Source organism: Celeribacter naphthalenivorans, from assembly GCF_020524585.1.
In the GTDB taxonomy this organism is placed as follows: domain Bacteria; phylum Pseudomonadota; class Alphaproteobacteria; order Rhodobacterales; family Rhodobacteraceae; genus Celeribacter; species Celeribacter naphthalenivorans.
Genome location: NZ_JAIVLK010000007.1, coordinates 228,783 through 242,243, shown reverse-complemented (window position 1 = coordinate 242,243; position 13,461 = coordinate 228,783). Strand labels below are relative to the sequence as shown.

Here is a 13,461-nt window from a genome sequence, read left to right as displayed (position 1 = left end):
GGGGTGCGCCCCGACACCCTTCTCTTGCGACCGATGGAGACTTTGGTGACGCAGAATTTCTCACTCACTCTCAGAACCCCTTCAGAACAGGCAACGCCGCGTGGGCTGCGCCGTGCGCTCGATCTTCTGTATCTTGCCTCGGCTGTGCTGGGTGGGCTGACGCTTGTGTTCATCTGCGGCACGATGCTGCTTCAGGTCGGCGCCCGTCTGATCGGAAAGATCGCCGGGGGGACGGATGAAATCACAGCCTATGCCTGCGCTGCCGCGGCCTTCTTGCCGCTCGCGCATACGTTTCGTTACGGGGACAAAGTGCGTTTGACGCTGGTGCTTCATCGCCTCGGTGACAAAAGCCGGCGCCGGGTCGAATTGTTCGCATTGGCCATGACAGCGGCCTTCGCGGCCTATGGCACGTTTCACTTCGGCAAGATGGTCTATGAGAGCTGGCTTTTCGGTGACATGAGCCAAGGTCTCCTGGTCATTCCGATGTGGATTCCCCAGCTGCCGTTGGTCTTTGGCATTGCGGTCTTCGCGATCTCACTTCTGGACGCACTCGTCGTCACGGCCTGTGGTGGCCTGCCCAGCTACCGCATTTCGGATGACGTGTTGCATGACATCGACACGCGCCCTGCACCGGAGACCGCACCATGAGCCTTGCCACCGAAGCCATCATTCTCATCGGCCTGCTGACGACGTTGCTCGTTGGCGGTGTCTGGATTTCCATGGCCCTCGCGATGGTCGGCTGGGCAGGGATTGTGCTCTTTAGCCCGATGCCTGCGGGCGCGATTTTTGCGACGACATCCTGGGGGGCGGGCGCGTCCTGGACGCTGGCGGCGTTGCCTCTGTTCATCTGGATGGGAGAGATCCTGTTTCGCACCAACCTGTCCGAGCAGCTGTTTCGCGGCATCGCGCCTTGGGTCGGTCGCCTGCCCGGCGGGCTGCTGCATATCAACATTTTCGCCTCCGGCATTTTTGCCGCCATCGCGGGGTCTTCTGCGGCCACCAATGCGACGGTGGCGAAAATGGCTTTGCCGGAACTCAGGCGACAGGGCTATCCCGACAGCCTGATCCTCGGCTCTCTGGCGGCGGGTGGTACGCTGGGCATCCTGATCCCGCCCTCTGTGCTCATGGTGGTCTATGCCAGCATGACTGACAGTTCGATCATCCGCATGTTCCTTGCGGGTTTTGTGCCCGGCGGTGTGTTGATGCTTCTCTTCTCGCTCTATATTGCCGTCGTTGGGCGGCATGCCGGAGACAAGCCTCCGCGCGTCCCCTTGCGGCAAAAATTGCGGAGCTCTTTGGAGCTCTTGCCCAGTTTGGGTCTGATCCTTCTTGTGCTCGGCTCAATGGCCGCCGGTCTCGTCACCGCCACGGAAGCGGCCGCACTTGGTGTGGCGGGGGCGCTGATTGTCTCGGCGATCAGTGGGAATTTGAACTGGACCGTCCTTCTTGAAAGCCTGATGGGTGCCACGCGCCTGTCCTGCATGATCCTCTTCATCGTCATCGGTGCGGCGACACTGACGCAGGCCATGGCCTATACCGGCATCCCTGATGCGCTTGCGCGTGCCGTGACCGAGATGGGGCTGAGCCGCTACGCGCTCGTTGTTGCGCTTGTCATCATGTACTTGTTCCTCGGGATGTTTCTCGACGGGGCCTCGATGATTGTGCTCACGGCATCTGTCGTCGTGCCTTTGGTGATTGCGGCCGGATTCGATCTGATCTGGTTCGGCATTTTCATCACCATTCTGGTGGAAATCGCGGCCATTACACCGCCCGTCGGGTTTAATCTTTTCGTCCTCGAAGCGATGAGCCGGAAAAGTTTGATGACGGTTGCCAGGGCCTCCCTGCCATTCGTGCTGATCATGCTGTTCGGCATTGCCATGTTGGTGGCCTTTCCCCAGATCGCGCTCTGGCTTCCGGGCAAAGTGCTCGGCAACTGACGCAACACCGGCAGACCAAAGCCAAATCGACCCCGCTGAACGCGCGTTCGGCGGGGTCTTTCTTTGCTGTGGATGCGCGTTAAATCCGTATGTAAAATTAAGATTTATATTTGATGACGTATGAAGTCGCACATGTTAGGATTTTTTAGAGCGCCTCAAAAAGAGTCGCTCTGACGGGCAAAAAGGCCCGAGGACTGCTCTTGGAGGAGGGCGGTTCAGACCAATCTAGGGAGGATTGAATGACGACATTTTACACGCCGAGTCTTGGTAAGCTGATGATCGCGGCAACGGCCGCATTGACGGTGTCTGCGGGCTGTGGTTTCGCCGATGACATGGGGTCTGACGCATCTGCCGAGGGGATGCGCTTTGGTTTCATCATGGCCAGTGCACAAAACCGTCCGGATTCCGCGATGGCAGAGGGGTTTCGCCAAGCGGTCGAAGCCGCGGGCGGTGAAGCTGTCCTGTTGAGTGCGAATGGCAGCATCGAGCGCATGTCGAACGGCATCATGGATCTGGTTTCTCAGGGTGTTGAAGGCGTGGCGACGGTCACGATGGACAGTGTGGTCGCCCTCAACTGGGTCGAGCGCGCCAAGGAAGCGGGCATTGGATATGTCTCCGTGACCCAGCAAGTCGGCGATCCGCATACGGTCGCCTTCGAAGATGTGCCCACAGATGTCACGGCCGTTGTCGCCGAAAACTACCTGAACACCGGTCATCGCATCGCCCGCGCCGCCATCGAGCGGGGCATGTTGCCAAGCGATGGCCCGGCGAAAATCGGCATTGTCGAGGGGCAGCCCGGATATGCGATGGTTGATCAACTGACCGATGGTTTCCGCGCAGAACTCGACGCGGCGGGCATCGCCTATGACATCGTCTTCGCGCAGCCGACGGATTGGACGCCCGCGAGCGGGCAGGAGGTCTGCGCAAACGGTCTCATGGCGGCGCCGGACGCCGACATCATTTTTAGCCATGCGGAAGATATGGCCATCGGCTGCGCACAGGCGATGGAGGATGTCGGGGCGACCGGCAAACTCATCACCGCAGCCGGGGGCGCGCAGGTTGCGTCCGATCTGGTGCGGTCCCGCGGGATTGCGCTTTCAACCTGCATGGCCTGGGGCGACATGGGCGCAAAGGCGGCAGCCGCGCTGATCGAACAGGCCAAATCGGGCGAGGAAAGCCATGGTCGCCTGATCGAGACCACCTCGGCGTTCATTGATGCCGATACGATCGATGAAGTATGTCCAAATCTTTGGTGAGACGCGGGGCGTGACCGGCCAGAGCCATGACATGTCCATTGAAATTTGACACACAAACTGCGCTCCAATGGGGCGCAGTTTTTCGTTGAAAGCGACGTCGCACGCTTTTCCAGAGGCAAACTGAAAAAGGCCGCGCCTCGCGGCCCGGCCAGTTGTCTCGTACATGTGGCTGTGCGCTACAAAAGGTCAGCCTGCGAAACGTGGCTCCGGCAATCCCTGAACGCCCAAGCCATGAATGGCGAAGAGCCCGCCCGCGCCGGGCTGTGTCGTCGGCACCCCGTACATCGCCTTGGCCATCGAGGTAAAATAAAGCGTGTCGAGATTTTCCCCGCCAAACATCAGACTGGTGACATTGCGCACTGGCAGTTCGATTTCGCGGTCAATCGTGCCGTCGGGGGCATAGCGCACGATCCGGCCCCCCAGAACTTTTGCGTTCCAGATGTAGCCTTCGGCATCCACCGTTGCCCCATCGACGGTGCGGGCAAAGGACTTGTCCGAGGCGAATTCGCGCTTGTTCGACACCTTGCCGGTCTCGATGTCGTAATCGTAGGCCCAAAGCGTTTCATGCGACGAATCTCCGAAGTAAAACGTCTTGTTGTCCGGACTCCAACACGGTGCGTTCGAACAGATCATGCCATCGTCGAGCTCATGGACAGAGAGGTCCGGATCGAGCCGGTAGATTTTGCCGTTCTCCGGAGGTTTGCGCCCCGTGGTGACGTTCAGCGGATCGAAGTCATGCCCCATGGCGCCCGCGATAAACCGTCCGGCGCGGTCGACTTTGCCGTCATTCAGGCGGTAGTCGGGCAGATCGGCCAGCGGGTTTGCGACTTGGACCGTTTCCTGCGTGTCGAAATCATAAAAGTGAAAGCCATTCGCCAGCGCCAGCACAGCACCGCCTTGTTCGCGCAGAGCGAGCGATCCAATAAAGGTGGGCACATAATATTGCTTTACGTCTGAGCCATCCGCGCGACAGCTCCAGATCACGCAGGCGGTGCTGTCGATCCAAAAAAGCCGTTGTTCGCGCGTGTCCCACAAGGGGCCTTCGCCAAGATGGTTCTTGGCGTCGACCAGTAATTCGATGTTTGGCATGTTGTCCTCCCTGCCGTGCGCCCCGTCGTTCGGGGAGCGTGGTTCCCATAGGTGCAGATCACCCGCGAGTGGGTTCGACATGCGTCGCGCGAGATCGCGCTCAACACTCGAAAGCCTCCCCGGGGCTGTGCGTCATAGCCTGCCTTGTCTCCTCCACGGCGGGCTATGAATTTCCTATATAAAAGATAATTCCATATAGAAAATTATGGGTCAAGAAAATGCTGAGCATTTCTTCAGGTGTTTTACGACACACGTGTCGGGGCCTGCTCAGGTGGGAGGCTGGCCCCGTTTTGGAGGGCCGCAAATTGCGTCGCCCCCGGCACCATGGAAGGGCCGGGGGCGATGCAGTCGTTTTGTTCGTGCTGAACTATCGGCCAAGCATCTGATGTGGCAACCACATGGCGATTTGCGGGAAGGCCAGAATGAGGCCAAGGCCGATGATTTGCAAAGCGACGAAGGGCAGGATGCCGACATAGATGTCCTGAATTTTCACATCCGGAGGGGAGACGGCTTTCATATAGAAAAGCGCGGGACCCATCGGCGGTGTCAGGAAAGATGTCTGCAAGTTCACGGCCAAAAGGATCGCAAACCAATAGGCCACATCCGCAGAGGCAACGTGATCGCCGAAGTCGAGCGACAGGATGATCGGTGCCACCACGGGCAGGACGATCAATGTCACCTCGATCCACTCGAACAGGAACCCGAGCAGGAAGACGAGGATCATCACGACGATCAGGATGTGCCAGGCCCCATAGCCGGACTCGCGAATGAAGTCGGTGATCAGATGCTCGCCGCCCAAAAGCCGGAAGGTCAGCGAAAAGACCGTGGCGCAGACGACGATCATGAAAATCATCCCGACCGTTTGCATCGAATCCGACAGGGTCTTGCGCAGTGATGTCCACCAGCCGGTATTTTCTTCGGCAAAGCGTTTCACAAAGTTGCCTTGCGATTTGGTGGCCACGGCATCCGGGATCGCAAATTGGGTTCGTGCGAGCAACGCGTAGATGAACGGACGCACAACAAAAGCGAGGAAAATCGCGCCAATCGCACCAACGCCCGCAGATTCCGTCGGCGTTGCCCAGCCAAAGATGATCGAGCCGAGCACAAAGAAAATCAGCAGGAAGGCAGGGACAAGACCGATCACCAAGGTGACGATCAATTGCAGAAACGACACCGATCCGGTGCTTTTCTGACGGGGGGCAAGTTTGGGTCTCAGGGTCGAGATCACAAGGATATAGACCAGATAAAGCCCACCGAGCATCATGCCCGGAACGAAGGCGGCCATGAACATCGTGCCAACAGACTTCGACAAAAGATCCGCGATGACCACGAGCATGATCGACGGCGGGATCAGAATGCCCAAGGTCCCGGAGGCCGCAATCGTTCCGGTGGCAAGCGTCTTGGAGTAGTTTTTCTCCAACATCAGAGGCAGGGCCATCATGCTCATCATCACGACAGAGGCGCCGACAATCCCGGTCGCTGCCGCAAGGATGATGCCCAAAAGCGTCACAGCCAAGGTCAGCCCGCCCGGCACACGGCCCAACATGGTCTGAAGCGAGTGGAGCATATCTTTGGCCACGCCGGAGCGCTCCAGCATGACCCCCATAAAGACGAACAGCGGGATCGTGGTCAGCACGAGGTTCTCAGCCGCGCCAGCCCAGATGCGGGTGGCAATGGTGTAGAGCTGGATCGGGATCAGCTCGCCGGTCAACAGGCCGATTGTCGCAAAGCCGACGCCAACGCCGCCCATGACAAAGGCGACCGGGTAGCCGGTGAACAACAGCAACGCCATGGCCGCAAACATCATCAGCGGCAGATATTCAATAAAAAACTCCATCAACGTGTCTCCATCACGGCGGCATCGGTGGTGTGCGGCATATGCGAGGTCGGGGGCGGCGGCAGTAGGTCAGGCCGTCTGAGCGTGATCAGCGCAAGGCTGATCCGACTGATCCCGGCCAAAGCCACGAGATATATGCCAAGCGGCAGCATGGCCTTGATCGCAAAGCGAAAAGGCAGCCCGTCCACAGATTGTGACACCTCGCCACGAATATAAGACGTCCAAGCCAGCTGGGTCGCGAAATAGCCCGCGAACCCACAAAACGGCAGCAACAGGAACAGCCCGCCCAAAAGTTCGATCCACGCCTTTTTGCGTGGGGACAGCGTTGCGTGGATCAGGTCGATCCGCACATGGCTGTCCTTGATATAGGCAAGACCCAGACTGAGCATGATCAGAATGGTGTGAAAATGCCACTCGGCCTCTTGCAGCCGGGTCGATCCGAGATTGGCAAAGCGCCGGGTCACAACGTCGAACATGACGGTAATCATCAGGCCCAAAAGGGCAAAAGACCCTATCTTTCCAAGGGCGACAAGCAGCGCGTCGATGGCGCGGCTGATCTTGAGAAGCGATCGCATGGTGTCCTCCGAAACAAATCCCTTCAGGTCACAACGCCCTGTCGCGAGGGCCTGTGCCGAATAGTCAATGCGCGGGACCGGCCGAAACCGATCCCGCGCTCTGGGAGAAGCGGGTTACTGGATGTAGCCCATGTCGTTCCAGGGTTTGTATTCCGCACGGAAGGCGGTCAGGGAGTCCATCACCTCCATGAACAGCGGATCGGAGGCGCTTTCCTCTTCCACGACCGTGGCCCATTGAGTGCGCAGCTCGTCGAGCACCTCATCCGGCCAGACTTTGAACTCGGCGCCATTCTCGGCCATCCGGGCAAGCGCCGGACCTTGGGTGGCCGAACCTTCGGACAGGGTCTTGAGGGTCGCTTCGCCACAGGCGGTCTCGATGGCAAGCTGTTGACGCTCGCTCATCTTGTTCCAGGTGTCGAGGTTCACATAGACCGCGTTGACCGAGGTCTGCTGGTGCCAGCCGGGGAAGTAGGCGTATTTTGCCACCTCATAAAAGCCCATGTTCTCATCGGCGGAGGGGTTCGAGAACTCGCCGCCGTCGATCACGCCACGCTCAAGTGCGGCGTAAACCTCGCCGCCCGGGATCAGCTGAACCGAGGCGCCAGCCTTCGACAGGACTTTGCCGCCAAGACCGAAGTAACGCAGCTTTTTCCCTTTCAGATCCTCGACCGTGTTGATCTCCTCGTTGAACCAGCCGGATGTTTCGGGCGGGTTCAGCGTACAGACGAAGCCCTTCAAATTCAGGTCCGCGAGGATGCGGTCGAAAATCTCGTAGCCGCCGCCATTGTTCATCCAGGTCAAAAGCTCGGTCGCATCGGGGCCGAAGGGCACGGAGGTAAAGGCGCTCAGCGCCGGGACGAGACCGGAGCCATAGCCGGGCGTGCCGTAGGCCATGTCGATGGCACCTTGCGACACCGCATCGAAAAACTCTGTGCCGGGCACGAGCGCGCCGGGTTCAAAGACGTCGATCTCAAGCGTGTCGCCAGACAGCACTTCGATCCGGTCCGCCACCCACGGCACGATGGTGCCGATGACGGGGGTTTGGGTGGCATGGGCCGCGTGCATTCTCAGACGCAGGTCTTGCTCTTCTTGTGCGAAGGCAGCCGAGCCGAAAACGGTGACGACGGTGGCGATGGCCGTCATGCTTTTCAGGGCGGTTGTCAGTTTCATTGGGGTCTCCTCCTCTATGATCGTGGCCAGGCGCGTGTTTGATGCGCTTTGGCCTAGGTGACCGAAGCGGGGCTGCTTCGGTCGCATGTCGTGCTGTGTTGCGCTGCCGGGCTTTAAAGCTCAGAGCCGGTAGCCGTGGTCGACGAGCCGGTCCACATCGTCTTTCAGGCGCGGCGTCGGATCCTGTCCATCCATCAGTTCATAGACCACGTCGCCCGTGTAACCGATGTCATCAAGCGCCTTCGCGAAGGCTGGAAAGTCGATCTCACCCGCGCCCACCGTGGTGTGCGCCCAACGGTCGGCCCAGCAGTCGCTGACATGCGCAAGGATCAGGTGATCCGCCACGTCACGCACGCCTTGGGCGGGGTCTTCGAAGGCAAAGGTGTTGGTGCAGTCGTAGCAGATGCCGAGGTTCGCATGCCCGATCCGTTCGACCAAATCCGCGACCTTGCGTCCGGTGCCGAGCATTTCGAAGGGCAGCGTTTCAAGCCCGACCTTCACGCCAAGCTTTTCGCCGTGTTCGGCAAGTTTGCCAACCTCTTCGCAAAGAAACTCAAGCGCGAGGTCTTCTGGTGCAGGCATGAGGCTATGCAGGCGCCCGACGGGCAGGACAAGGCAGGGGGCGCCAAGGTCCGACCCGATCTCGATGGCCTTACGGAACTCCGACATCGCAAGCTCATGCAGCCCGGCGTGCAGGGCCATCAGGTTCAATTCCATGGTGAAATTGACCGACACGCAGTGAAGCCCGAGATCAGCCAACAGCCGCCGTACACGGTTCCGTTCATAGGTGCCAAACGTCGAAGATTCGAGGTGCGGGGGGTAGGGGAAAAACTCGACCCCTTTGACGCCGGCATCGGCAATCCCCCGAAGCGATCCTTCAAGCGATGCGAAATGCCAAAACCCTGCTGTGGACACGCCTAGCGTCATTGTCCTGCTCTCCTCCCGTTTGTGGTTGCGGTCTTCCGATAGCCACATTGCTAATCATTGTTGAACGTGTTCAATAATTACAAGTATAAAATCAAATGCAAGACAAAATTAAAAATAGGCGTATTAATTTGCTATCAGCACATGTGGCGGCTCTGACGTTCTCGGGAAAATCTGAACGTATCTTAGGCGTTAGTCCCTCGGACGCCCCTTTTTGCAGGTCGCAAATTTAGGCTGGCACGCGCTCGGGTCGGTCATCTCGGTGCCCGATCCCAGATGATTTTCCCAGATCTTCTGCCTAGAATCTCTTGCGCACTTTTGGCGGTTCAGTCGCAAGCGTTCAGCGCGATATCAGAGGTGCCGAGCGCTGCGAAATGCGCTATCTGAAAGACTTAGATGAAGCTTCTCGCCAATAGGAACCCAAGTCTTGCGCAGCACAAAAATCATTCATGTCGTTTCATGTCATGCGGAGGGCGAAGTTGGCGATGTGATCGTCGGCGGTGTGGCGCCTCCTCCCGGTGACAGTGTGTGGGATCAGCGCAAATGGATTGCTGAGGATGAGACGTTGCGCAATTTCATGCTGAACGAACCGCGCGGCGGGGTGTTTCGGCATGTCAACCTGTTGGTGCCGCCCAAACATCCCGAGGCCCAGGCGGCCTGGATCATCATGGAACCGGAAGACACCCCTCCGATGTCGGGGTCGAATTCGATCTGCGTGTCGACCGTCCTGCTCGACAGCGGCATTCTACCGATGACAGAGCCCGTCACCGAGATGGTGCTTGAGGCGCCCGGCGGTCTGGTGCGGGTGCGCGCGGAATGTGCCAATGGCAAGGCCGAGCGGATTTATGTCGAGAACCTGCCGTCCTTCGCAAGCCGCCTTGATGTCCCGCTCACAGTGCCGGGGTTGGGTGAGATCACCGTGGACACGGCCTTTGGTGGAGACAGTTTTGTCGTGGTCGATCCGGTCGCGCTTGGTGTTGATCTCAAGGCCGAAAACGCGCGCGAAATTGCGGAACTGGGCATCCGCATCACCAATGCCGCCAATGCGCAGTATCGTTTCGAGCACCCGGAAAAGCCGGATTGGGCGCATCATTCTTTCTGTCTTTTTGCCGGGCCGATCACCCGCGATGGCCATGAGCTTCGGGCACAATCCGTCGTGGCGATTCAACCGGGCAAACTTGATCGCTCGCCGACCGGCACTGCGGTGTCCGCGCGGATGGCGATTTTGCACGCGCGCGGCGAAATGGGGCCGGAAGACCGTTTCACCGGTGTGTCGATCATCGGATCTGAATTCCATGGGCGCATCCTTGGAACCGTCAAACTCGGCGACACCGATGCCATCCGACCCGAGATCAGCGGGCGGGCGTGGATCACCGGCACGGCCCAGCACATGCTCGACCCGTCCGATCCATGGCCGGGTGGCTATCGCCTGTCCGACACATGGCCCCGGATCAAGGGATAAGATACGGCCCCGAGCCGCACCTGCCGGGCGGATCAGAAACGATCGGCCCGGAACGGTGAGAGAGAAATCTCCGGTGTGCGGCGTGCGGCCAAGGCCGCCACAAGTTCGGCCGTGCCAGCCGATTGGGTCAAACCCAGATGGCCGTGACCGAAGGCATAGATCACACGATCCGATTTCTTCGCGCGTGCAATGACAGGAAGGCTGTCGGGCATCGATGGCCGAAAGCCCATCCATTGCGTGCCACCTGACGGGTCGAAACCGGTCAGGAAGCTCTGGGCCTTTTCCACCAGAATTTCGGCACGCTTATAGTTCGGCGGCAAAGACAGCCCGCCCAATTCCACCGCCCCACCAACGCGCAGTCCCTCACCGATACGGGTCACGACGAAACCGTGATTGGCAAAGGTGACATGGGTGCGCAGATCGAAACTTGCGGTCGGGAAGGTGGTGTTATAGCCGCGCTCGGTTTCAAGGGGGATGCGCTCTCCCAAGCTGCGTGCGAGATGGTGGGACCACGCGCCTCCGGCGACCACGACCTGTGACGCATGGACTTTGTGGCTGGTGGTTTCGACCTCCACACCGTCGAGTTTTGGCGTCAGGGCCCGAATGTCGGCCTGATCGATTTCCCCGCCACTTTGGACGAAATGCTGTGCCAGAAACTCGGTCCATTGCGCCGGATCGACGGTATTCATCCAGTCCGGTGTAAAGCCCGCATGGGTGAAGCGCGGATGAAGCCCGGGTTGGATGTCGGCAATCGCCTCCGGGCTTTCCAGCAGGTTGAAAGCGATGCCATGCTGGCGGCGAAGCTCCCACGACGGAAGCGTGGCCCGGAACTGTGCGTCGCCTTCATAGACCTGAAGCTGACCCTCGCGACGCATGAGCGGTTCACCATTGACGGAGGCGATCAGCCGGTCAAGCGCCTGCCGGGACAGGTGCATCAGATCGGATTGCGCTTTGACAGCCGCCGCATAACGGGATTGGGCCGTCGCGCGCCAGAAATGATACATCCAGGGCATGATTTTCGGCAGATATGCCGGGCGCAGGGAGAGCGGACCCAGCGGATCAAGCAACCATTTTGGCGCCTTGCGCATGATGCCCGGCGTCGCCAGAGGTTCGATATCCGTAAAGGCGAAAGCCCCGGCATTGCCCCGCGAGGTCTCGGCCGCGATCCCTTTGCGGTCGAGCAACAGAACCTTATGCCCCGACTTCTGCAAAGCCAAAGCCGATGTCACCCCAATGATGCCTGCACCGATGACGATGATGTCGTGATGTCTGGACAGTGTCATGCTCTACCTCATGGAGTGAAAATTGCCCGGCGCACAAGGGGAACGCGCCGGGCGAGGGATCACAATGTAATCCCGGCTCGGAACGGGTCTGTTTCGGCAAAAATCAGTTTGCTCTCGGCCATGACCCAGGCCTGGCCGGTGATCGAGGGGATCACGCCACCTTTCGGCCCTGCGGTGTAGGACAGGCGATAGGTGCTGCCGATCACGCTTTCCTGAATGATCTCTTCGCCTTCGGACAACTGTCCTGCCGCCGCCAGACAGGCCAGACGCGCAGAGCTGCCGGTGCCGCAGGGCGAGCGGTCATAGGCATCGTCCGGGCACAGCACGAAATTTCGGGAGTGCCCGTTTTCCGAAAGGGCGGGACCATAGAAGATCACATGGTCGATCCGTTCTTCTTTGGCATTGAGCGCCTCGCGCACCTGAATGGCCGCTTGGGTCAGTTCAGGGATATGTGCAGGCGTTACAGGCACCGGCGCGGGGTCCACGAGGTAGAACCAGTTGCCGCCATAGGCGATATCCCCGGTCACTGTGCCAAGCCCCTCGATCTCGACGGCGACACCGCTTTCGACGCGACGGCTTTCGATATTCGTCACCGTCACCGTGTTGGCATCCTTGACGTCAACCGTGACAACACCCGCAGGTGTTTCGATCTTATGGGTGCCAAGACCGATCTTGCCCATATGCATGAGCGTCACGGCCAAACCGATTGTGCCGTGCCCACACATGCCAAGCACCGCTTCGGCATCGAAATAAATGACGCCGGTGACACAGTCGGGATCGACGGGTTCCACAAGAAGCGCGCAGACCATCGCGACCTGACCACGCGGTTCCAGCACGACGGACTGGTAGAACGCTGTGTGCTCGGTCGCCAGTTTCTTTGCGCGTTCGGTCAGAGGGCCGGATCCAAGATCCGGGCCGCCGTCCAGGATCACCCGGGTGGGTTCTCCGCCAGTATGACTGTCGATCACATGCATTCAGAGATCACTCCGCCTTGTTTGATCCAGTTCGCGTACCAGGCGTTGAACTGGTGGAACTGAGCTTCGCAGAATTTCGCTTGCGACGGACTCAGCGCATCGGTTTCGTTGATGTGCAGACGATACTCTTCGTGCCCTTTGAGAACCATCAGGTGTTTGAAGTAGAGTACCAGATCGACGCCTTCGTCGAATTTGGCGATCACGGAGAGGGCGTTTTCAAGCTCGCGGGCGCGCACATCGGCTTCGGGATTGCCTTCTGCGGCCTTCTTGGACAGCGCCACTTGCAGGAGTGCTTCTTCCGGGAAGATCGTGCCGATGCCGGTGATCGCACCCACTGCACCGCATTTGGCAATGCCGTGATACACCTCCGTATCGACACCCACCATCAGCAGAACGTCGTCGTCCTGATTGGTGATGTGTTCCGCCGCGTAGCTCAGATCGTCCTTGCCGCCGAATTCCTTGAAGCCGATGAGGTTCTTGTGCTCTTCGCGGAGTTTGAAGAACAGATCGGCTTTGGTGGCGTAGCCGTAATAGGGGCTGTTGTAGATGATGGCAGGCACATCAGGGGCTGCGTCGAGGATGGCTTTGAAGTGGTTGCGCTGTGCCGCCACGGACAGGCCACGAGACAGGACGCGCGGAATGACCATAAGGCCGGCGGCACCGACTTTCTGTGCGTGCGCCGCATGTGCGACCGCGGATTTCGTGTTGACCGCACCGGTGCCGACGATCACGGGCACGCCGGCTTTGGTCAGCCGTTCAACGCCTTCCATCCGCTCTTCGTCGGTCAGCAAGGGCCAGTCGCCACAAGAGCCGCAATAGACCACACCGGACATGCCCGCCGCCATCATCTCCTGACCCCGGCGCACGAGGGCGTCAAAGTCGGGTTTGCGATCTGCGGCACAAGGGGTCAGAAGAGCGGGAATAGTGCCAAAAAACACATCTTTTTTCATGTCG

12 protein-coding genes are annotated in these 13,461 nt (G+C 59.4%); 4 read left to right on the top strand and 8 right to left on the bottom strand.

Annotated features, from left to right (window positions below):
• Nucleotides 1–3: 3 nt before the first annotated feature.
• The 3 genes from LC094_RS16280 to LC094_RS16270 all read left to right on the top strand — a co-directional run bounded on the left by LC094_RS16280 (nucleotide 4) and on the right by LC094_RS16270 (nucleotide 3,193).
• The gene (locus LC094_RS16280; RefSeq protein ID WP_226553851.1) at nucleotides 4–648 is read left to right on the top strand and encodes a TRAP transporter small permease; all 645 of its coding nucleotides are present in this window, start codon (nucleotides 4–6) and stop codon (nucleotides 646–648) included.
• A complete protein-coding gene (locus LC094_RS16275; RefSeq protein WP_226553850.1) occupies nucleotides 645–1,937 on the top strand; it encodes a TRAP transporter large permease in 1,293 nt (430 codons plus the stop codon). The genes LC094_RS16280 and LC094_RS16275 overlap by 4 nt, the downstream gene beginning before the upstream one ends.
• A 239-nt stretch (nucleotides 1,938–2,176) precedes the next feature.
• On the top strand, nucleotides 2,177–3,193 hold the full coding sequence (locus LC094_RS16270; RefSeq protein WP_226553849.1) for a sugar ABC transporter substrate-binding protein: 1,017 nt from the start codon (nucleotides 2,177–2,179) through the stop codon (nucleotides 3,191–3,193).
• 186 nt (nucleotides 3,194–3,379) lie between these two features.
• Here the strand turns inward: LC094_RS16270 and LC094_RS16265 are convergent, their stop codons facing one another.
• The 5 genes from LC094_RS16265 to LC094_RS16245 form a co-directional block, all read right to left on the bottom strand.
• The gene (locus tag LC094_RS16265) at nucleotides 3,380–4,282 is read right to left on the bottom strand and encodes an SMP-30/gluconolactonase/LRE family protein (protein ID WP_226553848.1); all 903 of its coding nucleotides are present in this window, start codon (nucleotides 4,280–4,282) and stop codon (nucleotides 3,380–3,382) included.
• A 367-nt stretch (nucleotides 4,283–4,649) separates the two neighbouring features.
• Nucleotides 4,650–6,119, bottom strand: a complete 1,470-nt coding sequence (locus tag LC094_RS16260) for a TRAP transporter large permease (RefSeq protein WP_226553847.1) — start codon at nucleotides 6,117–6,119, stop codon at nucleotides 4,650–4,652.
• Nucleotides 6,119–6,694: a TRAP transporter small permease subunit gene (locus LC094_RS16255; RefSeq protein WP_226553846.1), complete on the bottom strand. Its 576-nt coding sequence runs from the start codon at nucleotides 6,692–6,694 to the stop codon at nucleotides 6,119–6,121. The genes LC094_RS16260 and LC094_RS16255 overlap by 1 nt, the downstream gene beginning before the upstream one ends.
• Before the next feature lie 114 nt (nucleotides 6,695–6,808).
• The gene (locus LC094_RS16250) at nucleotides 6,809–7,864 is read right to left on the bottom strand and encodes a TRAP transporter substrate-binding protein (protein ID WP_226553845.1); all 1,056 of its coding nucleotides are present in this window, start codon (nucleotides 7,862–7,864) and stop codon (nucleotides 6,809–6,811) included.
• Between the two features lie 120 nt (nucleotides 7,865–7,984).
• Entirely contained in the window at nucleotides 7,985–8,791 is an 807-nt protein-coding gene (locus LC094_RS16245; RefSeq protein ID WP_226553844.1) for a sugar phosphate isomerase/epimerase family protein, read from the bottom strand.
• A gap of 424 nt (nucleotides 8,792–9,215) precedes the next feature.
• Between LC094_RS16245 and LC094_RS16240 the strand changes: the two genes are divergently transcribed.
• Nucleotides 9,216–10,250 (top strand): trans-3-hydroxy-L-proline dehydratase, encoded by a 1,035-nt coding sequence (locus LC094_RS16240; protein WP_226553843.1) that lies wholly within the window; start codon nucleotides 9,216–9,218, stop codon nucleotides 10,248–10,250.
• Nucleotides 10,251–10,282: 32 nt separating this feature from the next.
• Here LC094_RS16240 and LC094_RS16235 read toward each other — a convergent pair whose 3' ends face one another.
• The 3 genes from LC094_RS16235 to LC094_RS16225 are packed head-to-tail and all read right to left on the bottom strand — an operon-like array spanning nucleotide 10,283 to nucleotide 13,457.
• Nucleotides 10,283–11,533, bottom strand: coding sequence for an NAD(P)/FAD-dependent oxidoreductase (locus LC094_RS16235; RefSeq protein WP_226553842.1), 1,251 nt, complete (start codon nucleotides 11,531–11,533; stop codon nucleotides 10,283–10,285).
• Between the two features lie 59 nt (nucleotides 11,534–11,592).
• The gene (locus tag LC094_RS16230; protein WP_226553841.1) at nucleotides 11,593–12,507 is read right to left on the bottom strand and encodes a 4-hydroxyproline epimerase; all 915 of its coding nucleotides are present in this window, start codon (nucleotides 12,505–12,507) and stop codon (nucleotides 11,593–11,595) included.
• Nucleotides 12,498–13,457 (bottom strand): dihydrodipicolinate synthase family protein, encoded by a 960-nt coding sequence (locus LC094_RS16225; protein ID WP_226553840.1) that lies wholly within the window; start codon nucleotides 13,455–13,457, stop codon nucleotides 12,498–12,500. The genes LC094_RS16230 and LC094_RS16225 overlap by 10 nt, the downstream gene beginning before the upstream one ends.
• Nucleotides 13,458–13,461: the final 4 nt, after the last annotated feature.

Coding starts and splice junctions, on each gene's coding strand:
- LC094_RS16265 (WP_226553848.1), bottom strand. CDS start 4,282: ATGCCAAACATCGAATTACTGGTCGACGCCAAGAACCATCTTGGCGAA.
- LC094_RS16255 (WP_226553846.1), bottom strand. CDS start 6,694: ATGCGATCGCTTCTCAAGATCAGCCGCGCCATCGACGCGCTGCTTGTC.
- LC094_RS16245 (WP_226553844.1), bottom strand. CDS start 8,791: ATGACGCTAGGCGTGTCCACAGCAGGGTTTTGGCATTTCGCATCGCTT.
- LC094_RS16260 (WP_226553847.1), bottom strand. CDS start 6,119: ATGGAGTTTTTTATTGAATATCTGCCGCTGATGATGTTTGCGGCCATG.
- LC094_RS16230 (WP_226553841.1), bottom strand. CDS start 12,507: ATGCATGTGATCGACAGTCATACTGGCGGAGAACCCACCCGGGTGATC.
- LC094_RS16225 (WP_226553840.1), bottom strand. CDS start 13,457: ATGAAAAAAGATGTGTTTTTTGGCACTATTCCCGCTCTTCTGACCCCT.
- LC094_RS16275 (WP_226553850.1), top strand. CDS start 645: ATGAGCCTTGCCACCGAAGCCATCATTCTCATCGGCCTGCTGACGACG.
- LC094_RS16250 (WP_226553845.1), bottom strand. CDS start 7,864: ATGAAACTGACAACCGCCCTGAAAAGCATGACGGCCATCGCCACCGTC.
- LC094_RS16270 (WP_226553849.1), top strand. CDS start 2,177: ATGACGACATTTTACACGCCGAGTCTTGGTAAGCTGATGATCGCGGCA.
- LC094_RS16235 (WP_226553842.1), bottom strand. CDS start 11,533: ATGACACTGTCCAGACATCACGACATCATCGTCATCGGTGCAGGCATC.